Annotated in this window: 14 protein-coding genes; 6 read left to right on the top strand and 8 right to left on the bottom strand. The window is 37.7% G+C overall.

The features are described from left to right. Entirely contained in the window at nt 1-2,184 is a 2,184-nt protein-coding gene (locus MCO_RS08260) for an RNA degradosome polyphosphate kinase (RefSeq protein WP_007553822.1), read from the bottom strand. Between the two features lie 322 nt (nt 2,185-2,506). On the opposite strand from MCO_RS08260, the gene MCO_RS08255 reads away from it, so the two are divergent. Continuing rightward, nucleotides 2,507-2,755 carry a zinc-finger domain-containing protein gene (locus MCO_RS08255; protein ID WP_007553821.1) on the top strand — a complete coding sequence of 83 codons (249 nt, stop codon included), beginning with the start codon at nt 2,507-2,509 and terminating at the stop codon, nt 2,753-2,755. Between the two features lie 32 nt (nt 2,756-2,787). Next, nucleotides 2,788-4,041, top strand: a complete 1,254-nt coding sequence (locus MCO_RS08250) for an FAD-binding protein (RefSeq protein WP_040299095.1) — start codon at nt 2,788-2,790, stop codon at nt 4,039-4,041. A gap of 203 nt (nt 4,042-4,244) precedes the next feature. On the opposite strand, the gene dnaE is transcribed toward MCO_RS08250, so the two are convergent. Beyond that, the gene (gene dnaE / locus MCO_RS08245; RefSeq protein WP_007553819.1) at nt 4,245-7,733 is read right to left on the bottom strand and encodes a DNA polymerase III subunit alpha; all 3,489 of its coding nucleotides are present in this window, start codon (nt 7,731-7,733) and stop codon (nt 4,245-4,247) included. 402 nt (nt 7,734-8,135) lie between these two features. Between dnaE and recG the strand changes: the two genes are divergently transcribed. Next, nucleotides 8,136-10,244, top strand: a complete 2,109-nt coding sequence (recG, locus tag MCO_RS08240) for an ATP-dependent DNA helicase RecG (RefSeq protein WP_007553818.1) — start codon at nt 8,136-8,138, stop codon at nt 10,242-10,244. Between the two features lie 46 nt (nt 10,245-10,290). On the opposite strand, the gene glmS is transcribed toward recG, so the two are convergent. The 5 genes from glmS to MCO_RS08215 form a co-directional block, all read right to left on the bottom strand. Further along, nucleotides 10,291-12,114, bottom strand: coding sequence for a glutamine--fructose-6-phosphate transaminase (isomerizing) (gene glmS, locus MCO_RS08235; RefSeq protein WP_007553817.1), 1,824 nt, complete (start codon nt 12,112-12,114; stop codon nt 10,291-10,293). Nucleotides 12,115-12,288: 174 nt separating this feature from the next. Then, a complete protein-coding gene (gene glmU, locus MCO_RS08230; protein WP_007553816.1) occupies nt 12,289-13,638 on the bottom strand; it encodes a bifunctional UDP-N-acetylglucosamine diphosphorylase/glucosamine-1-phosphate N-acetyltransferase GlmU in 1,350 nt (449 codons plus the stop codon). A 14-nt stretch (nt 13,639-13,652) separates the two neighbouring features. Further along, nucleotides 13,653-14,441, bottom strand: a complete 789-nt coding sequence (locus MCO_RS08225; RefSeq protein ID WP_007553815.1) for a cytochrome c biogenesis CcdA family protein — start codon at nt 14,439-14,441, stop codon at nt 13,653-13,655. 44 nt (nt 14,442-14,485) lie between these two features. Next, a complete protein-coding gene (locus tag MCO_RS08220) occupies nt 14,486-15,502 on the bottom strand; it encodes a hypothetical protein (RefSeq protein ID WP_007553813.1) in 1,017 nt (338 codons plus the stop codon). A gap of 12 nt (nt 15,503-15,514) precedes the next feature. Then, nucleotides 15,515-15,838 (bottom strand): iron-sulfur cluster assembly accessory protein, encoded by a 324-nt coding sequence (locus tag MCO_RS08215; protein ID WP_007553811.1) that lies wholly within the window; start codon nt 15,836-15,838, stop codon nt 15,515-15,517. 106 nt (nt 15,839-15,944) lie between these two features. On the opposite strand from MCO_RS08215, the gene MCO_RS08210 reads away from it, so the two are divergent. The 3 genes from MCO_RS08210 (at nt 15,945) to MCO_RS08200 (ending at nt 21,578) form a co-directional block, all read left to right on the top strand. Next, the gene (locus MCO_RS08210; RefSeq protein WP_007553810.1) at nt 15,945-17,141 is read left to right on the top strand and encodes a deoxyguanosinetriphosphate triphosphohydrolase; all 1,197 of its coding nucleotides are present in this window, start codon (nt 15,945-15,947) and stop codon (nt 17,139-17,141) included. Nucleotides 17,142-17,172: 31 nt separating this feature from the next. Continuing rightward, nucleotides 17,173-18,930 (top strand): arginine--tRNA ligase, encoded by a 1,758-nt coding sequence (argS, locus tag MCO_RS08205; protein ID WP_007553809.1) that lies wholly within the window; start codon nt 17,173-17,175, stop codon nt 18,928-18,930. A gap of 155 nt (nt 18,931-19,085) precedes the next feature. Further along, a complete protein-coding gene (locus MCO_RS08200; RefSeq protein WP_007553808.1) occupies nt 19,086-21,578 on the top strand; it encodes an SPOR domain-containing protein in 2,493 nt (830 codons plus the stop codon). A gap of 148 nt (nt 21,579-21,726) precedes the next feature. On the opposite strand, the gene MCO_RS08195 is transcribed toward MCO_RS08200, so the two are convergent. Beyond that, the gene (locus MCO_RS08195; RefSeq protein ID WP_007553807.1) at nt 21,727-22,044 is read right to left on the bottom strand and encodes a hypothetical protein; all 318 of its coding nucleotides are present in this window, start codon (nt 22,042-22,044) and stop codon (nt 21,727-21,729) included. Between the last annotated feature and the right edge of the window lie 101 nt (nt 22,045-22,145).

Raw genomic sequence — 22,145 nt, 5'->3', positions numbered from 1 at the left:
TCAGTCTTTATGCACTTCGGCTTGTTGCCGATGCAACGCAATCAAACGCGAAGCAGAAGACTCGAAAGATCTCTCCCCACCCGAAAGACCTGCATTTTCCATAAAATACTCCTGTGCGTTAAACAGTCTCTCACCTCTTTGCGGCGTTATGCGTTTTGATGTGCCATTGCTCAGTATATCAAAGCTTTGCTGATTATCAATGATGTTAGCCAACATAATTTGTAAAAGAATCTGCTGACGAACCGTTTTATTAAAAACTGGAACCAATATTTCAATACGATAATCTAGATTGCGTGGCATCATATCAGCAGACCCTAAATAAACAAGTGCATTTTCATTAGGCAAATCCTCACCGTTACCAAAGCAAAAAATGCGACTATGTTCAAGAAAGCGGCCTACTATTGATTTTGCACGAATATTATCTGAAATTCCTACAATACTAGGACGTAAACAACAGATACCACGTACAACTAAATCAATCTGCACTCCTACTTGGCTAGCACGGTATAAAGCGTCAATAATTTCAGGATCAACCAATGCATTGACTTTCATCCAAATAGCAGCAAACCGCCCTTGTTGCGCATTGGTAATTTCTCCTTCAATATGTTTGAGAATACGACTGCGCAATGTTAAAGGTGAAAAAGCAACTTTCATTGCCTTATTTGGACGCGCATACTGCGCGATATATTTAAACAATAATGCAACATCGTGAGCAATATCATCATCATTGGTAAAAAAAGAAAGATCGGTATAAACTTTAGCATTAATTGGATGGTAATTTCCAGTTCCAAGATGAACGTAAGAGCAACGACGTTTTCCTTCACGCCTCACGATAAGTGACATCTTAGCATGTGTCTTTAATGCAATAAAACCAAAAACAACTTGAACGCCTGCACGTTCAAGATCACGCGCCCAACGAATATTTGCTTCTTCATCAAAACGCGCTTTAAGTTCTACTAAAGCGGTCACTGACTTCCCCTGTTCAGCAGCTTCAATCAAAGCGCTGACAATTGGGCTATCATTCGATGTACGATAAAGAGTTTGTTTAATTTCAACAACATCAGGATCCCTAGCAGCTTGACGTAAAAACTGGATCACAACATCAAATGACTCATAAGGATGATGAAGCACGATATCATTTTCACGAATAGCAGCAAAACAATCACCATTATGCTTCCGAATACATTCAGGAAAACGGGGATTATAAGAAACAAATTTTAAATCATTACGCGGGATAGAGATAATCTCTGATATCATATTAAGCGCCAAAAATCCATCGAACACACTGATACAATTATCAGGAACAGCAAGTCCATCCGCTATAAATCGGCGTAAATTCTTTGGCATCTTTGCATTAAATTCAATTCGAATAACCTGACCGCGACGACGCCTTTTAAGCGCTGCTTCAAAAAAATCAACAAGATCTTCAGCCTCTTCTTCTACTTCAATATCACTATCGCGAATAACTCTAAATGTACCAATTCCATCAACTTCATAAGTAGGGAATATATGATGTATAAAAAGACTAACAGCATCTTCAGACGCTATAAAACGAAAATGATTGCCCTCTTCTTGAGGAAGGAGAATAAAACGTCTTAAAACAATTGGGATAGGCAACAACACTATGAATGAGTGTTGATCTGTACAGTGAGACAACTGAAGCGCAAGTGAAAGCCCCAAATTAGGAATGAATGGAAAAGAATGAGCAGAATCAACAGGTAAAGGTGTTAAAACAGGAAAAATTGTATCAAGAAAATATTTTTCGAGCCATAATTTTTCAATTTTTGAAAGCTTACTAGAACAAACAATTTCAATATCATTTTGTTTTAACTCGTAACGTAAAAGACTCAATTCTTGTAGTTGATTAACCTGCAAATGTGAAATCTCAGCTAACACAAAATCAAGTTGCTCCTGCGGTGTGCGCCCATCTGCACTACACGATGTAACTCCAGCACGAATTTGAGCAGCAAGGCCAGCAACACGAACCATAAAAAACTCATCAAGATTTTTTGCTGAAATCGAAAGAAACTTTAGCCGCTCCAATAAAGGATGCTTCGGATTAGCAGCTTCCATCAATACACGATTATTAAATTGTAGCCATGAAAATTCTCTATTAACAAACCGCGCCGGATCTTTCATCGTTATATCCGACATTAAACTCTGATCTGCCACCATTTGTTTCATATATTCTAGCTAATCTTTTTTATTTCCGAAATCCTTATGAACAAATATTTCACAAAACACTTTATGATATGTTATCGTATAATAATCTATAATGTTCAATTTTTCTTATGTTATTTACAATTTAATATTTCAAAACACTTGGAGCTCTTTCCATACACGAAATGCTAAGAACGCACGAAAAAACAGCATAACATAAAAGATAATTAGTTTTTTTAGAAAAGCGTCTTGCATTATTATAAGCTTTATTACAAACTGATCTATATATAGAATAGAGGATCAAAATCATACCTGATTAAGGTGTTTTATCGGGAGTTTATACACCATGGCTGATCACAACATTCCCTATTTCCAAAATGATCTTGGATGTAGAACAATCGAAATTGGTGTAAAAGAATTTATGTGTGTGGGTGCTACACAACCATTTGATCATCCCCATATTTTTATCGACATGGGATCAGCTGACGAAAAAATTTGCCCTTATTGTTCAACACTTTATCGCTATGTTTCTTCACTATCCTACAACCAAACGAACCCAACAGGATGTCTCTATCATCCGAGCGATTCGTTATAGTGAGTTCTCGGCTTTTTCAATATGAAGTACTTATGGATCAATCGCCAATCATTGTTGGAGCAGGTATTGCTGGTTTAGTTACTGCTTTGGCACTCGCCCATAAAGGAATTGCAAGTACCATTTTCGAAAAGCATAAACAGCTTGATGCTGTAGGTGCTGGTATTCAGCTCACCCCAAATGCAACCTGTATACTTGCTCATTGGGGAATTCTTGGCAAACTTACTGAAGTAGGTACAACACCGCACTTTCTTGAATTAAGAGATGGAGTATCTTTAAAAACGCGACTGCGTGCTGATCTTCTCAATTTATCAGAAAAAAACTGGAAAGCGCCTTATATTACAATCCATCGCGCCGACTTACAAAAAGTTTTATACAACGCTGTTGTTAAAAATCCTTTTATTAAATATAAAACAGGCGAAGCTGTTGTAGCGTCTACCCAAACAACCACAAACAGCATTCATATAAAAACAATAAAAACAGATGTACCAACTGAGACACAACAACCCCAATTTTATTCAACGCCGCTTCTTATCGGATGTGATGGAGTGTGGTCCACATTACGGAAATTAGCTCCTTTTCATGAAACGGCAGATTTTAGCGGCTTTATTGCTTGGCGCGCAATAAAAAAATTCGAGCATCTCCCTAAAGGCTTTCGTTCTTTATTGCAAAATGTGAAAACAATTACTGCTTGGATGGGACCCAAAAACCATCTTGTTGTATATCCCATTCAATCATCCGAAAAAATTTTTAATTTTGTCGCCATTACTCATGGCGAAAATTCAAAAGAAGGGTGGGCTCATAAAGGAAATAAAGAAAACTTGAAATCTTTTTTCAAAGATTGGAACCTGCAAATTTTGCAAATCTTTGACCATATTGACGAATGGAGCTATTGGCCAGTCTTTCAAATGAAACAAAATCGTTTTTTAGGACTAGAAAGACAAGTATTTGTTGGTGATTGTGCACATGCTGCCCTCCCTTTCGCTGCACAAGGTGCTGCTATGGCAATAGAAGATGCCGCCACATTGGCAGAAACACTCTCTATGAAAGATCTTTCACTCATTGAAGCTCTTTCATTCTACGAAAAAACACGAAATCCCCGCGTTGCTGCGGTAAAAAAACGTGGAGATTTCAATAGAATAGTTTATCATGCAACTGGTCCTATAGCAATCGCACGTAATTTCGTAATGAAAATTCGTACATCAGAAGCTATTATGTCAAGTCTCGATTGGCTTTATAGTTATAATGCCATGAACTTAGCAAAAATGAAGCGAAGCGCTGTGCAGTAAAAAATTATAAAATTCATAATCCCCAAGTTACCTTGGATATTCATAAATGAAATAGGTGCATTTTTTAATTTTATTACATTAAAAATGTATCATATCTGAAAAGAAAATCTTTCCGAATGTAAGGCTCGCTTCAAATCCCCAATTTAAATCGCTAATAAAGATAGTACTTCCACTCAAAACAAAAAGTCACCATAGAATCCTACTCAAATCAACTCTACATCAACAACACCCTGCACCGATTTCATAGCACTCGCTACATATGCATTAACCTTGTATCGCTTTGGAAGCATAATTTCGACTTCCCGTAATCCATCCTGTTGAATGAGAATAAGCCCCACTTCACCATTACCACTAGGATTCAAATTTTGTTCAATTTGCGGCAGCATATCAACTGTTTTTATAAAGAGACGCATCATTTTATGATGCTGCAACACCTCCTGTTCCAAAGATTGAACTGTTTCAAGTCGCAAACTAATACCCTCAGAGCGATTTTCTGCACCCACAGTAATGATAAAAGATTTTCCAAGTTCTAGTATCTCCTCATAATTTGAAAGCCCCTCAGAAAAGAGAATTGTTTCATACTGTCCACTCGTATCAGAAAAATGAATAATCCCCATTTTCTTCCCAGATTTTGTTTTGCGCACTTGTTTTGCCACGACAGTTCCAGCAAGCCTAGCAGCAGTTGCCCCTCCTTTAACAGCATTGGCAAAATTAGCCCAAGTTTGTACACGCTTTTTAACGAGCATAGCCCGATACTCATCCAAAGGATGAGCAGAAAAGTAAAAACCTATTGCTTGAAATTCTCGATAAAGTTTTTCATCCAGTAACCAAGGAGATGCTTGCGATAAAATTAAGGACTCTTTTAACCCACCCGTCATCCTAAATATATCAATTTGCCCACTAGAATTATTATCAAGAATACGAAGTCCGTATGCATGAAGAGTTCCAAGATTCGCCAACAAAATCTCACGTGCAATATTAAAGCAATCAAACGCACCAGCACAAACCAAACTTTCCATCGCACGCTTATTAACAATACGAGGATCAATACGCTCACAAAAATCTTCCAGATCCTTAAAAAGTTTATTTCCACGACAAGCTACAATATGATCAACTACCGCTTCTCCAACACCTTTAATAGCAGCAAGAGAATAATAAATACAATTATCACCAACCTCAAAAACACGATGTGATGTTTGCACACAAGGTGCAATAACTTTAATACCCAATCTTAATGCCTCACGCCGAAAATCATTTAACTTATCCGTATTCGCCATATCACACGTCATTGAAGCAGCTAAAAACTCAACGGGATGATGTGCTTTCATATAAGCTGTTTGGTAAGAAACAATCGCGTAAGCAGCGGCATGCGACTTATTAAAACCGTAATCTGCGAATTTTGCTAAAAGATCAAAAATAATATCAGCCTGATCCTTATCAACACCACCAGCAACAGCCCCATTCACAAAACGTGTACGCTGTTTTTGCATTTCTTTGTGAATCTTTTTACCCATAGCGCGACGTAATAAGTCCGCTTCCCCAAGTGAATAACCAGCAAGCACCTGAGCAATCTGCATCACCTGCTCCTGATAGACAATAACACCTTGTGTTTCTTTAATCAGATGATCTATTTTAGGATGAATAGAAGCGATTTCCTCTTCCCCGTGTTTGCGTGCATTATAGGTTGGAATATTCTCCATCGGACCAGGGCGATAAAGCGCGACAAGAGCAATAATATCTTCAATACGATCTGGCTTCATCCCAATCAGCGCCTTGCGCATCCCAGAACTTTCCACCTGAAATACACCAACCGTTTCACCACGTGCCATCATAGCATAGGTCGCTTCATCATTCAGGGGGATATTCGACAAATCTATTTTGATACCCTTTCGAGCAACAAAATCTACTGCCATTTTCAAAACAGTGAGCGTTTTCAACCCTAGGAAATCAAACTTTACCAACCCAGCTTGTTCAACATATTTCATATTAAATTGTGTAACAGGCATATCGGAACGAGGGTCACGATACATCGGAACAAGCTCTGAGAGTGGTCGATCACCTATAACAATCCCTGCTGCATGGGTCGATGCATGACGATAAAGCCCCTCTAACTGAAGTGCTATATCTAATGTGCGTGCAACGACAGGATCCTTTTTCTTTTCTTCCTCAAATTTTGGTTCATCCTTGATAGCATCAGCCAATTCAACCTGACTTCCAGGCGTAGCAGGAACTAATTTCGTAAGATAATCCACCTGACGATAAGGCACTTCTAAAACACGTCCAACGTCACGTAGCACCGCACGCGCTTGTAATTTACCAAACGTAATAATTTGAGCAACTTGATCACGCCCATATTTTTTTTGAACATAATGAATAACTTCCTCGCGTCGCTCCTGACAAAAATCTATATCAAAATCCGGCATAGAAACACGATCTGGATTAAGGAAACGTTCAAAGAGAAGAGAAAAACGCAATGGATCAATATCAGTGATAGTCAATGCATAAGCAACAAGCGAGCCAGCACCAGAACCACGCCCTGGACCAACAGAGATACCATTGGACTTCGCCCATTTTATGAAATCTGAAACGATAAGAAAATAGCCAGAAAATTGCATACGTGTAATAACTGAAATTTCATAATCAAGTCGCTGCTCGTAATCTGCAATCGTATATCCTTCAGCCAATCCAATTGTTTCAAGCCTCATTTTTAAACCAGCTTTAGCTTGATTTAACAATTCACTATCTTCTATCTCTAAAGTAAAATTTGAATCAACAGATTGCTCTATAAAACGAGGCAAAATCGGTTTGTGAGTCTGCGTAGCAGCATGGCAACGTAATGCAATTTCAACGCTGTTTTCCAAAGCTTCAGGAAGATCAGAAAACAACGAAACCATTTCATCTTGTGACTTTAAATAATGCTCCGGCGTCACACGTTTACGTTCTAGATTAGAAACAATTTGTCCTTCCGCAACCGCCATCAGCGCATCATGCGCTTCATATCCTTGCCTATTCAGAAAAAAAGCCTCATTGGTAGCAACAAGAGGAATTTCATGTGTATAAGCCAACTCAATAAGTGCAGCCTCTATTTTTCGGTTATAGGCGCCATGTCGCTGTAATTCCACATAAAGACGATCACCAAAAATTTTTTTTAAATAAATTAAACGTTCAACAGCACGTTCTTTTTTACCTTCGACCAAAGAAAAATTAATAGGCCCTCCCTTGCCACCTGTTAAAGCGATTATTCCTTCATTGTGTGACAACAGCCAATCGACTTTGATATGAGGAGGATCAGTATCACACTTATCAAGATAAGCACGACTAACGAGACGAACCAAATGCGCATAACCACTTTCGCTAGCAGCTAAGAAAACAAGAGAGCAAAAATCAGGAGAAGAGCGCCCTTTAACAAAAGGCAGATTATTATTTTCATCACAAAAATCAACTGTAAGCTGACAACCAATAATAGGTTGAATCCCATGCAAAAAACAATGTTGAGAAAACTCCAAAGCACCAAACAAATTATTAGTATCAGTAATAGCAACCGCTGGTGTATGATCTGAAATCGCATGCTGAATAATTTGTGGGATTTTTAAAGCTCCTTCGAGCAGTGAGTAAGCAGAATGTACCCTTAAATGAATAAAACGAGGGAGAGATTTTTTTTTATCTCGTATTTTACTTTTATCTTCCACCACTCTCACAATTTCCCACTACAAAATAAATACCAGATCTCAACCTTTACCTGTATTATAATAGAAAAAACTATATAATTTATCGTACCTTTCAATCTATTAAATTTATTATCCCCCGCATATTGATGCGCATTCCTGTCCTATTGCTATTTATAAAAGACCCTCATCAAGAAAATATCTTTATTCACAGTAAATAAGCAACAAAAAAGGAACAAATTATATAAAGTATTACACATATTAACTTAACACTCTTTTTTGCACTATTTTTATTTTATGCATTCTTTAAGTATTTACTTTTCTACTAAAACTCAAAGTGTAAATAAAGCAATTTCTCTTCTATGACTTATCCCCAAAAAGCTCTTTTAAAGCACTAGAAAAAACAAAAAGAGCAGGCTAAATTTCCTCATGCCTCCAAGCCTTATTGCCTCTCTTTTTAATTCTATCAGAACCCTTTCTGGGGTAACACCTAAAGTATATAGCTTACTGGCCAAAGTCTTAAACATTAATCCTATGCAACGTGAGCTTACCCTTATTGATCTTCTTCAATTAATGCCCTATTCTGTTATAGACCGTAGAATGCGTTCTAACATTGCTTGTGCACAAGAAGGGGTCACGATCACTCTCGAAATTGTTATCGATCACCATCAACCGCCCCCAATTGGCCGTAACCGATTACCTTATCGGGTCGCTGCATATGATCCAACAGGGAGAATGAATTTAGTCTTCTTTCATGCTCAACCTTCTTGGCTAAAAAAACAACTACCGGAAGGAAAAAAAGTCATTGTATCAGGTAAAGCTGAGCGGTTTAATGGACAACTCTCAATGGTGCATCCAGATTATATAACACCAAGCGAACAATCAAATCAAATGCCGCTGATTGAACCCATTTATCCCTCTACTGCGGGGTTATCAGCAAAAACACTAAGACGTGCAATACAAAACGCCCTCGATTATATTCCTCCCTTACCAGAATGGATAGAGGAAAGTGTAAAAAAACAACAAAACTTTTCTTCTTTTTCTGTTGCTTTACGCCGCATCCATACCCCCATCAATCCCGATGATCTAACCTTAGAAAGTCTAGCACGTAAACGTCTTGCCTATGATGAACTTCTCGCTAGCCAATTAGCACTTGGACTTGTACGCTTGAAGACTAAATCTTTTTCAGGTGCTTCTCGTCCACCAACAGAAATATACACTAAAAAGTTACTGCAAACCCTGCCATTTCAACTTACAAATGGACAAAGAGAGGCAATAAAAGATATTGCTAATGATCTCGCTTCACAAGAACCAATGTTAAGACTTCTCCAAGGTGATGTAGGAGCAGGAAAAACTGTTGTTGCGCTAATAGCGATGACGCAGATTGCTGAAAATGCAGGACAGTCGGCATTAATGGCTCCAACAGAAGTTCTTGCCCGCCAGCATTTTGCTACAATTGCACCTCTTGCCGAAAAGGTTGGATTAAAAACAGTTCTCTTAACAGGACGAGAAAAAGGAAAATTGCGTACAAATATCTTGAACGATATTTTATCAGGCCAAGCTTCTATTATTATCGGAACCCATGCTCTTATACAAGATACCGTCATTTACAATAATCTTGCTTTGGCCATTATCGATGAACAACATCGTTTTGGTGTGCATCAACGTCTTACCCTCACAGCAAAAGGCTATAAACCTGATATGCTGGTTATGACTGCCACTCCGATTCCACGCACATTAGTTCTAACCGCTTTTGGTGACATGGATGTTTCCAAAATTACCGAAAAACCAATGGGACGCCAGCCAATTACAACAGCAACGCTTTCTTTGAAACGTATTGATGAACTCATAGAACGAGTTGCCATTGCATTAGAAAAAGGAGAAAAACTCTATTGGATCTGTCCGTTAGTGGAAGAATCAAAAAACCTTAAGCTCACTTCAATTGAGTCCCGTTTTGCTATTCTCCAAGAGCGTTTTGGAGCACATGTTGGTATGATACATGGAAAAATGTCAACAGATGAAAAAGAATCAGCTATGGCATCCTTTAAATGCGGAAATATAGGTATTTTAGTTGCAACTACAGTCATTGAAGTAGGAGTGGATATTCCGGATGCTTCAATCATCGTTATCGAACATGCCGAACATTTTGGACTTTCACAACTACACCAATTGCGTGGACGTGTAGGACGAGGAGAAAAAAAATCTTCCTGTATTTTGCTTTATAAAGATCCACTAACAAAAATGGCTGCAAAACGCCTTAATATTATACGCAATACAGAAGATGGTTTTAAAATTGCTGAAGAAGACTGGCGTTTACGAGGAGAAGGAGAGCTTTTAGGAACGCGACAATCTGGTATGCCTGAGTTTCATATAGCAAACCTTGCGGTCCATAGCGATCTTCTGTTAATGGCAAGAAGAGATGCACGTTTATTTTTGCAACGTGATCCTAACTTTTCTTCAGAACAAGGGAAAGCTTTACGCTTACTCCTCTATCTTTTTGGGCGCGACGACGCTACACGTCTGTTACGAGCAGGATAACAATAAAAAAAAGCAATCAAATAAAATTAAGATCCTTAGGTGAATTTTATTCAACAGTAACTGATTTTGCTAAATTACGGGGTTGATCAACATCTGTTCCTAATAAAACAGCTGTATGGTAAGCGATTAACTGAATAGGTAAAGCATAAATAATAGGCGCAATAAATTCTGAAACATCTGGCAAAACAATAGTTGACAAAGTATCAAAATGCACTGCTTCTGCCCCTCGTTTATCGGTTATCAAAATAATACGACCATTGCGCGCTGCCACTTCTTGTATGTTAGAAAAAGTCTTTTCAAGCCACCGATCATAAGGCGCTACAACAATCACTGGTATTGTCTCATCCACCAATGCGATAGGCCCATGTTTTAACTCACCTGCCGCATAACCCTCGGCATGAATATAAGAAAGCTCCTTCAATTTAAGCGCTCCCTCCAATGCAATTGGATAAGAGGTCCCTCGCCCGAGATAAAGAACACTTTTTACGTTTACTAAATTACGACAAATCCCTTCAATCTTGTTATCTAGTTTTAAAACCTCTTTTAAAATCCGAGGAATTTCTGCCAATTGTTGGACAAACTGATGTTCTTCCGTCTCAGAAAGATACCCACGTTGTTTAGCAGCATTAAGCGCCAACACAGCAAGCGTTGCCAATTGACAGGTAAACGCTTTTGTCGAGGCAACACCTATTTCCGGTCCAGCGAGTGTTGGTAAAACAAAATCAGCTTCCCTTGCTATTGTCGATTGCTCAACATTCACAATTGTTGCTGTCTTCACACCATGCTCGCTACAATAACGCAAAGAAGCCAATGTATCGGCTGTTTCACCAGATTGAGAAACAAACATTGATAACACATCGGATGTCATGGGTGGTTCACGATAACGAAACTCCGAAGCAACATCATTATCAACACTTAAAGCAGCAAATCTCTCAAACCAATAGCGTGCAACTAAAGTCGAATAATAAGCCGTTCCACAACTTGCAAAGAGTATTCGATTAATATTTTTCCAATCAATCAAATTCTCAAGTGGGCGAACCGTGCAATTTCCAAGATCAAGATAATGTGCCAAATTACAAGAGATCACTTCAGGTTGTTCAAACATTTCCTTGTGCATAAAATGACGGTGATTCCCCTTAGAAACCAATAAATCTCCTTCAAGCAATGTTGTAAAAGGACGTTTTACCTGTTTGTTGTTGGCATCGTAAATTGTTACACCTTCCCGTGTCAAAACAGCCAAATCCCCATTTTTCATATAGCTAATTCGAGTCACGAATGGAGCCAAAGCAATAGCGTCTGATCCGACAAAAAAATCATCTTTTCCGTAGCCAATTGCCAGCGGCGGACCAGAACAAGCAGCAATCATAAGATTGTTTTCACCTGCAAAAATAAGAGCAAGAGCAAAAGCACCTTGCAACCTTTTCCAACTCGTGCGCACTGCATCTTGGGGAGAAAGACCATTTTTTAATGCGCGCGTAATTAAATGTGCAATAACCTCTGTATCCGTTTCTGTTTCAAAAATATAACCATCCTCAACGAGTTCTCGTTGCAATTCTACAAAGTTTTCAATAATGCCATTATGAACAATCGCAAGTCGTTCAGTTACATGAGGATGAGCATTCCGCTCTACCGCAACTCCGTGCGTAGCCCAACGCGTATGACCAATCCCTAAATTTCCTTTTAGAGGTATTTTTTTTAATTTTTCTTCTAAATGAATGAGCTTCCCCTCAGCACGCATACGATAAAGACGCCCTTCATGCACTGTCGCTATACCAGATGAATCATACCCCCTATACTCAAGGCGCTTCAAACCATCAATCAAAGAGGATGTAACACATCTATTTCCAAGAATTCCGATAATTCCGCACATTAAAAAGCTCCAATTCACATCCTAGATTTATATATCCCATAAAACATTCAATAACTTTTCATTCAAAACATTAAGATATCAGATAAACCAAATATAGAGTAAGGCAATACTTAAAAATAAGTCGCCTACTCAATTATTAGATCAACATAAAGCGAGGAAATAAACTAAAAATGATCACTTTTTCTTTTCATGTCCTGATAAACGTGCACGAAACTTTGTTGCATAATTTTCTTTTATCACTTGTCGCGCACGCCCCAAAGCCATACTATTTGTAGGAACATTTTCAGTGATAACACTTCCTGAAGCAATATAAGAACCACTTCCTATCATCAATGGAGAAACAAGTGCTGAATTAGATCCAATAAAAGCATGGTCCCCAATTGTAATTTTATATTTGTGAAATCCATCATAATTACAAGTGATAGTACCAGCTCCAATATTGGTATGTGCACCAATTTCCGCATCACCAATATAGCTCAAATGATTAATTTTAGAGGACACTCCTATCTTCGCCTTTTTGATTTCACAAAAATTTCCAATCTTTACTGAGGATGCTAACTCTGTTCCAGGACGCAAACGCGCATAAGGCCCAATCCGCGCATTCATACCAACAACAGCGCCCTCCAAATAACTAAATGCATAAATAACTGCACCAGATTGTACTTTTACTCCAAGCCCAAAATAAACATTTGGCTCAATCACTACTCCTGGTTGAATCTCTGTATCATAAGAAAAATAAACACTTTCCGGTTTAAGAATGGTAACACCAGACAACATTAAATCGCGCGCCTTACGTTTTTGCCATAAAGAATCAGCTTCAAAAAGCTCAAAACAATTATTAATTCCTACAACATTATCAAAAGGTACTTCAACAACACGAACATCCAGCCCTTCATGGGCTGCAATAGATACAATATCTGTCAAGTAATATTCTCTCTTCATGTTATCATTACGAACCTTCTCTAACAGAGAAAGCGCATGCTTTCCCTGAAGAGCAAATATACCACCATTACAAAAAGAGATCTTTTTTTCTTCATCGCTAGCATCTTTTTCTTCTACAATCGCGATAAGTTTCCCATTCTTCTCAAGAAGGCGACCATAACCCGTTGGATCTGGAGCATGGAAACCAGCAACAACAACATCTGCTCCATCAGCAAGTTGCGCACGGATTTGTAGCAATGAATCTTTTTCAATTAAAGGAGTATCTCCAAAAACAATAAGAATATCATCAACCTCTTTTTGCAAAGCTAAACGTGCAGAAAGAACAGCATGCGCAGTTCCAAAACGTTCTTGTTGTTCAAAAATCATTGCATTTTTTACAAATGATTGAACAGTTTCCATAACATCTTTAGCACCAAATCCTACAACGACTGCTAATTGTGAAATGCCTACCAATTCTATTTGTTTTATGACATGGCATATAAGAGGCAGTCCAGCAATTTTATGAAGCACTTTAGGAAGAGACGACTTCATACGCGTCCCTTCACCTGCTGCAAGAATAATAGAAAGACAATTTCTAACCATAAAACCACATAAAACTAACGAGAAAATCCCCAAAAATGCACAATATCATGCCAACGAACGCCTTCAATATCATTCAACGAAGGATAATGTTCCAAAAGCCAAAATGAAAACCCCTGCATAGAGCCTGTCAAAAACAAAACACCCGTAACAACCAAAAAAATCCCAATAATTTTTTCAACTTTTCCTAAATGAATACGAAAAGCTCCTAAAAATTTCATAAAACTGCTTGAAAATAAAGCCGCTAGAACAAAAGGCACACCAAGACCTAACGCATAAATCCCTAAAAGGACAGCCCCCTCGCCTACAGTTTCTTTTGTTCCAGCAAGAGTTATGACAGGTCCTAAAATCGGCCCAATACACGGTGTCCAACCAAATGCAAAAGCTAAACCAATAACGTAAGCTCCTAAAGGCCCAGCAGGCATATTGCGTGTTTGAAAACGCGCTTCACGAAACAAAAAAGCAATCTTAAAAAGGCCCAAAAAATTTAAACCCAAAATAATAATGGTAACACCAGCAGCAAACGCAAACCAATCACGATAATAACCAACGAACCTACCAATTGTGCTTGCACTAGCACCTAAAACAACAAAAACGGTTGTAAAACCTAGCACAAAAGCAATAACAGAAGATAAAAGTGCCCGCCGTACAAACACTTCTCCCTCACGCTTTTCTGAACAAAAATCGTTAATAACAATCCCTGCCATATAGCACAAATAAGGAGGAACTAACGGCAAAACACATGGTGATAAAAAAGATAACGCACCAGCAAAAAATACACCAACTGTTGAAATTTCTACAACCAAATCTCTATCCGTTTCCCATTACCAGTCATATCAATGAACAATTATCAATCCATTCCTTCATCAATTTGTTGCATATTTTGTGCATCCGCAACCACACTTATATCTTCATCGTGTCCAGAGACAACTGAAAAAACTTTTTGATAAATTTTATCTTTATTTTTAGCAATCGCAATATACTCGCCCTCCGCTAACACAAGCGAAACATAAGCACCAACTGTTTCATAAATAATATCACCAGAATCATTCGTAATAGACCAACTTGTATCTGCAAGCGCTTCCGCTCCTTCTTGCCGTACCAACTTTAAAACGATTTGAGCTGCTTGATGTTCAAGAATAACTTCTGTAATTTTACCCGCATCCACTTGGATATCTGAACGAACAATAGCATTAATGGAACCATAATGGGAAGCAACATGATAGCGGCCTGCTTTCAAACGCACAATTGACTGAGGTTTAACATTTGATAAAATTACGCCAGTATCATCATTTTCTTTTTCATCCTCATAGATAGTGAAACGGAGCTCCTTTTCATTGATTGTGCCATTCAATAGTGTAGTATTTAAAATAACCCCCCCAGCATCAAGGTTAAAGTTTTTAACAAGACTTTGCCCACTTTCTAAATTTACATAATCCACCGCACCCACGTGACCAAATGAGAGATGAACAAGATAACTCCCTGGTTCTAAATCAAAACGCGCGCTCCCTCCTTCATAAGTTGCAATCAGCGGTAATTTATTATCAACCCCTAAGATAGGAGCATAAATCCGCCATACGAGCCCTTTCACAATATCTTCATTGCTATTTTTTAATCGAGCATGCAATATAAGGCTAGACTGAGAAACTAAATCCTCTTTTTCGTGATCTTGAGATTTTAAAATAATATTTGTTGATTGTTTTGGTGAATAATATTGCTCTTTTCCCTCTTCTGAAAATACACAATCGTTAAAGAACAATAGGACAAGCGTTACGCATAACCACAAACACCGACTTAATATTTTCGTAAGAGTGCCCATTTTTGCATTGTTTACCAAAGTAATAATCTTTTCAAGAATCAATATCACAAAACCACTATTTTAAATTGAAAAACTCACACCGCAACCGCATGATGAAACAACATTGGGATTATGAATTTGAAAAGACTGTCCCATAAGATCGTCAACAAAATCAATTTCAGCTCCTTCTATGAAGGGAAGTGATAGTGAATCAATAAAGACAACCGCCCCATCTTTTTTTAAAATGAGATCATCTTCGCCCACTTCAGAAACCAAATTGTATTTATAAGAAAAACCAGAACACCCACCACCTTCAACAGAAATACGTAATCCTATTTTATCGGGTTCACTCAAAAGTATCTGTGCAATCCGTTTGGCAGCAACATCTGAAATATTCACACCCATTTTATATATCCTTGCATTAAACTATCAAGAAAGAGTATCCCAAACTCAAGAAAAATTTATTAAGTAGTAACCAGTCCTAATTTAGGATGAGAATGGGCAGCTTGCAATGGATATAAGCAATAGAAATTACCAATCTCGAGCGGTCTATAGTGCGAACCCGCAAACAAGCCGTGGTAGATTATTCCATGAAACTATGAATACTATGCGATCACCTTTTCAACGAGACAGAGATCGTATTATTCATTCTAATGCATTTCGGCGCCTTAAACATAAAACTCAAGTATTTATCGCTGATGAAAGCGATCATTATCGTACACGATTAACACATTCAATAGAGGTTTCTCAAATTGCACGGACATTAGCTCGTGCACTCTGTCTTGATGAAGACCTTGCCGAAGCCATTGCTCTTGTTCACGACTTTGGGCATACACCTTTCGGCCACGCAGGAGAAGATGCCCTTAATGAAGCAATGGCACCTTATGGCGGTTTTGATCATAATGCACAAACGTTACGCATTGTCACAAAGCTGGAACAGCGTTATGCAAATTTTGATGGACTTAACCTTACTTGGGAAACACTCGAAGGACTTGTAAAGCACAATGGTCCCCTTTTAGGTCCCTATGCAAACAGCAAAGATGTTCCAGTCGATATTCTACAGTACAATACAAAGCAGGATCTTGAGCTCAACTGTTTTGCTGGACTAGAAGCACAATGTGCTGCTATTGCTGATGATATTGCTTACAATGCGCATGATATCGATGATGGTTTACGTTCGAAATTTTTAACACTCGATCAGTTCGAACATATTTCACTGACCGCGGCATTATTAAAAGATATAACGGACGAGCATCCACAGCTTGACCAAGATCGGCGCGGTTACACACTTGTACGAAGACAGATAACAACCATGGTTGAAGATGTTATCAAACAATCACAAGAAAACTTAACTCGTCTCCAACCAACAAGCATAGAAGATATTCACCAAGCAAAACAAACCATTATTACCTTTTCGCCCACAATGACCGTTTACGAAAAAGAACTAAAGGATTTCCTGTTTAAAAATCTTTATTACCATGATCAAGTCCTCAATCGTCGCAATGCGGCAAAATGCATTGTACGAAAATTATTCGACTGTTATTATGAAAATCCGAATACAATGCCTGAAAGTTGGTGCAGCAAAACAGCTCACTTAACAAATCAGGAGTTGGCACGTCTTATTGCTGACTTTCTATCAGGTATGACCGATCACTATGCTCTACGCGAATATCACCGTTTATTTGACCATGCAGGTAATTTCATTTAATTTCTTTTAAGTCCCATGATGGAAGTTGAATATGAATATCTTTAAAAGATTCGAAAAAAAAATTAAAAAATCACTTGAACTATCTGATATAAAAGGAAAGAATGGGGGAGATTTAGATTTATCGAAAATCACTGTTGATCCCCCACGTGATTCTTCACACGGACATTTATCAACAAATGCTGCTATGGTGCTTGCAAAGTCTATTGGACTGAGTCCTCGTATACTTGCAGAGAAGATCGTAGAACTTCTTAAAAATGATCCTTCTATCGATTGTATTGATGTTGCCGGACCTGGTTTTATCAACATCAAACTTACAAAATCATTTTGGCAAGATGCAATAAAATCCATGCTTGAATTAGGTGTCTCTTACGGTCGTATGCCAATGGGACAGGGAAAACGCATCAATGTTGAGTATGTATCAGCAAATCCGACAGGACCGATGCATGTGGGGCATTGCCGAGGTGCCGTTGTTGGAGATGTTCTCTGTAATTTGCTGCAATTTGTTGGCTACAATATTACAAAAGAATATTACATCAATGACGCTGGTAAACAAATTGAAGTACTTGCCCATTCTGTACTGTTGCGTTACCGCGAAGCTCTTGGACAAAAAATTAAGGAAATTCCAGAAGGACTCTATCCTGGTGAATATCTTATCCCATTGGGACAATCGCTTGTTCAAGAATTTGGTGATCAATTACTCACTATGGATAAAGATGAATCTTTAGCTATCGTGAAAGAGCGTGCTATTCATGCAATGATGTCAATGATTCGCGAAGATTTGGCTGCTCTTAATATTTATCATGATATCTTTTTTTCTGAGCGTATGCTTTATGCAGATAATGCGCGGGCTATTCGTAATACAATTAATGACCTTACTTTAAATGGTTATATTTACAAAGGAAAGCTTCCACCACCAAAAGGACAAAATACAGAAGACTGGGAACCAAGCGAACAAACTTTGTTCCGTTCAACGGATGTTGGAGATGATCAAGATCGTGTTTTAATTAAGTCTGACGGTTCTTACACTTATTTTGCTGCTGATGTTGCTTATTTTCGTGATAAATTTAATCGCCACTTTGATGAAATGATTTATATTTTAGGTGCAGATCATGCTGGTTATGTAAGGCGGCTAGAAGCGATGGCAAAAGCGATTTCTGGTGATAAAGCCAAATTGAGCGTTTTCTTATGTCAATTAGTAAGGCTCTTTCGTAACGATCAACCTGTGCGTATGTCCAAAAGAGCAGGATCATTTGTCACTTTGCGTGATGTTGTAGAAGAAGTCGGCCGTGATCCTGTGCGTTTTATGATGCTATACCGTAAATATGAAGCACCTCTTGATTTTGATTTTGAGAAAGTAACAGAACAATCAAAAGATAACCCTATTTTTTATGTGCAATATGCCAGTGCACGTTGTCACTCAATCTTTCGTCAAGCACAAGAAGTCCTTCATATTAAAAATTTTTCAAAAGAGACCATGATCCTCCACCTTAACAGATTAACAGATGATAATGAAATATCCCTAATACGCAAACTTGCTGAATATCCACGCATCATTGAACAAGCTGTAATTCATAAAGAACCACATCGATTAGCGTTTTATCTCTATGACCTTGCTTCCAATTTTCATGCTCATTGGAATAAAGGAAGTGATAATCTCTACTTACGCTTTATTCAGCCTGATGATACGGAACTATCACTTGCCAGACTGGGATTGATACAAGCTATCATGAATATTTTATCATCAGGGCTTACAATTATAGGAATAGAAGCATCAACAGAAATGCGTTGAAAAAGTTCTCTAAATACATAAAATAAGTACCTTATTAATAAACTTTTTCATATATCCCTGTCATAGGAGGGAGGGAATTTATAATTTTAAGATAATAATAAATCAAAATTAACCATTTATTGCACGCAAATGCAAATCATTATGTGAGAAAAGCTATGAGCGATAACAATCGCAAGAATCCACGTGAAATAAAAAAAGATCATGAACACCATGATCCTTTAGAGAGGCTTACGCGAATTTTTAATCCGTACAAACAGAGCAAAGACCAAAACGATCAATCTTCTCTACAAACTGATCGATCAGTACCTCATCCTCCTAAAACTTCATATCATGATGATAATTTTGATTTATCCTTTCTAGAGGCAGAACTTGAAAATAGTTTAACGCATGACTTGCCCTTTGATGATCAAAAAAAGCAACAGAATTTACACACAAGCAGCAATGAACTAACTTCAAATATTGCTCGAACTACTTCTTTTAACTATCCAGAACAAAATAGCTTTTTGTCTGAAGGGGTACATTCTTTACCTATAAGTCACGATGAAGAAAAAATTTTAGATTCGCTTTCCCCATTACCCATTCAAAAGAATCAATCACCTCAAAATAGTGCTACACCAATTAGCAGGGACCCTTTTTTTGAAGAAAGTGATTTTAGTACCCAATCAGAAAATCTCTTTTTTGATGAAGCTGATAAACGCAATAATAAAGGCGTTACTACAGAACCCGCTGAACAATCCGACCATTTTTCACAAACAGCCTCACAACAAGCGAATATCCCTCACATACAACGAAATTATGACGATAATAACAACTTCTACGATACTCCTGTAAATCATCCGTATAAAGTTTCAGCTAATCAACAGAATTTGGTTAACGAACATTATACTGACGTCTCTTTTCCTCCTATGGATACAAATATGTCTTTCTCATCTTCTGATATTATTTCAGAGAGACAAAACACAGCAAGAAATGAAACAACAAGTGATATTCCATCATCTTTAGATTCAGCGCACATCGACAAGCAGTTTGATTCAAAAAGCTTTTCGCAAAGAGTTTATACTCCTGATTATCCACAGTTTTACGAAGAAAAATTTTCAGAACAAAAAATTGATGCTGCAGAAATTTTAGAATACCGTGACGCTCAAGCCCAATACGTCAATAATGCTGAAAACATCTCTGATCAAAACAATTTAAATAGCATGTCCCCCTCATCGGAAATCCTTAGTACAACACAAAAGAATAGTTTTTTTTCTCATAACTACACACATAGAGATACTCCCCCTCCGAATGTCGATACTTATAAATTTGCAGAGGAAATCGTAGAAAAAACTGGACCAATTATGGTTCCTGAAGTTCCGTATGAAGCCCCAGAATATGATGTACCGACAGATAATTTAAAAGAAGAATTTGCTGATGTATTCAATGTAGGAAATATCCCAGAAGAAGATTTTTCCCAACAACAGCAAAATGAAATCTTCAATGAAATCTTTCATCAAACCATGCAAAATCGAAGAGAAGATGCATATACAAATTCCCAAGATCAAAATGCTAACTATTTTCCCGCCGGCAGTATCGGATATGATTCCTCCTCTTGTCCTGAAGATTCGTTATACAAAGGTAGAAATAAAATCCCCACTCATGCATCAACCACCCCTCCATTAAAAAGTTTTATTGTTAGTAAAACTCTTACCAAAAGTGTCGTTCTTCTTATTTTAATAGCAATTGGTTTTGCCGGTTATTCCTATTTCTTTATACCGCCACAAAAAAATGAAAGCACCCCCATTATCCATGCTGACAATACGCCTTTCAAATTCAAACATGAAACAACGGAAACGAAGAATGATGTTACACATAATTTAGATATTTATAAACAAACAACTGGAGAAAATGAAAAACAAGAAAACATACAACAATCTCTTATTGATAATTCTGAACGACCTGAAAAGTTAGCAGAATTAAACCAACAAGAATCTACAAATTTTTCATCCTCTTCTCTCGATGAATCTGACGTTGAAGATGCAGTGACAGAAGCCATCAATCACACCATTCCAACGCGAGAAGTTCAAACTGTTGTTGTAAACCAAGACGGTACAGTTGTACTGGCGCCAATGCATCATACAGAAAGTAAAAATTCTGATGAGCCAGAAGAAACAACTGATCAAACTATTGTAGACCAGCTTCAAGATACTCCCCTTGTTTCTTCACATGATTCTGATATAGACAACAAAAAAATAGAAGATCATCTCACGAATGATATCGATAGAATAATAGCTGAACACACTTCCACCTCCGATATTAAAGGAAAAGTTATACCACTTCCTTCACATACAGAGAGAAACTCAGAACTACAAAAACATACTGCTTCTCGCCCAACATCACCAAGCCAAATAGCTACACAAGATTCAGAAAGTTATTACGTACAGCTTGCATCCCAACCGACCCAAGCACTAGCGAAAGATTCTTTGAAAAACATGAAGTCCAGATTTGGATTCCTTATAGGCACTCTTCCTTTAAGTATTCATTCTGCTCTCATCCCAGGAAAAGGAATTTATTATCGTGTTCGTATTCAAACACAAAATCGGAATGATGCCTTAAACCTTTGTGAAAATATAAAAAAATCTGGAGGAAGTTGCTTCATCACACGCTAAATAAATAATGAGACGGCTTTAACAACCGCTACATTATTTATTGTGATGCCCATTAATTAATTCATCGATTAACTTCAGGAATTAAAATCCTATTATACGTTTCTAATTCATACATTTGAAGTAATTTTACACCTTGAACCGCGGTAAGTTAGATTCTTTCCTCTGAAGATTTTTTTTCATGAGATAAAGGTGAGCTCGTGCCCTTATAAGTATAAGGTACTGGAGATGTTGGATTTAAATCTTGCCTCGGATTTGTTACTGTTTGATTTGATTCTGTCGTATTATAGTGAGAGATACGCTCAGGAGATTTTTCAAAAAAAGATCCTAAAAAGCCAAAAATGAACCAGATAATAACGAGTCCAAGAAGAATAGCAAGAATAGCTTTACCAATCGAATTATGCTGTTCACGATCTTTCTTTTCTGCCGCCATACGTTCCTCGTATATGTGGTAGTTTTTATCAATCATAGTAAGTTCCTTTTCTCAATGCCCCTACCTTTAAGCTATAAGATATGCATATAAAATTATTCAGATACTTGTTTTGAAAAACGATAACTACGTATAAAGGT

Origin of the sequence: Bartonella sp. DB5-6, assembly GCF_000278115.1 — a bacterium.
GTDB classification, from domain to species: domain Bacteria; phylum Pseudomonadota; class Alphaproteobacteria; order Rhizobiales; family Rhizobiaceae; genus Bartonella; species Bartonella refiksaydamii.
The sequence above is the reverse complement of the archived record's forward strand: the minus strand, read 5'-3'. Positions and strand labels throughout refer to the sequence as shown.

Bases quoted from the DNA above. Each gene is read 5' to 3' on its own strand.
- MCO_RS08215 (WP_007553811.1), bottom strand. From the start codon at position 15,838: ATGGGTGTGAATATTTCAGATGTTGCTGCCAAACGGATTGCACAGATA.
- recG (WP_007553818.1), top strand. From the start codon at position 8,136: ATGCCTCCAAGCCTTATTGCCTCTCTTTTTAATTCTATCAGAACCCTT.
- MCO_RS08255 (WP_007553821.1), top strand. From the start codon at position 2,507: ATGGCTGATCACAACATTCCCTATTTCCAAAATGATCTTGGATGTAGA.
- glmS (WP_007553817.1), bottom strand. From the start codon at position 12,114: ATGTGCGGAATTATCGGAATTCTTGGAAATAGATGTGTTACATCCTCT.
- argS (WP_007553809.1), top strand. From the start codon at position 17,173: ATGAATATCTTTAAAAGATTCGAAAAAAAAATTAAAAAATCACTTGAA.
- MCO_RS08250 (WP_040299095.1), top strand. From the start codon at position 2,788: ATGGATCAATCGCCAATCATTGTTGGAGCAGGTATTGCTGGTTTAGTT.
- MCO_RS08195 (WP_007553807.1), bottom strand. From the start codon at position 22,044: ATGATTGATAAAAACTACCACATATACGAGGAACGTATGGCGGCAGAA.
- MCO_RS08260 (WP_007553822.1), bottom strand. From the start codon at position 2,184: ATGAAACAAATGGTGGCAGATCAGAGTTTAATGTCGGATATAACGATG.
- MCO_RS08200 (WP_007553808.1), top strand. From the start codon at position 19,086: ATGAGCGATAACAATCGCAAGAATCCACGTGAAATAAAAAAAGATCAT.
- glmU (WP_007553816.1), bottom strand. From the start codon at position 13,638: ATGGTTAGAAATTGTCTTTCTATTATTCTTGCAGCAGGTGAAGGGACG.
- MCO_RS08210 (WP_007553810.1), top strand. From the start codon at position 15,945: ATGGATATAAGCAATAGAAATTACCAATCTCGAGCGGTCTATAGTGCG.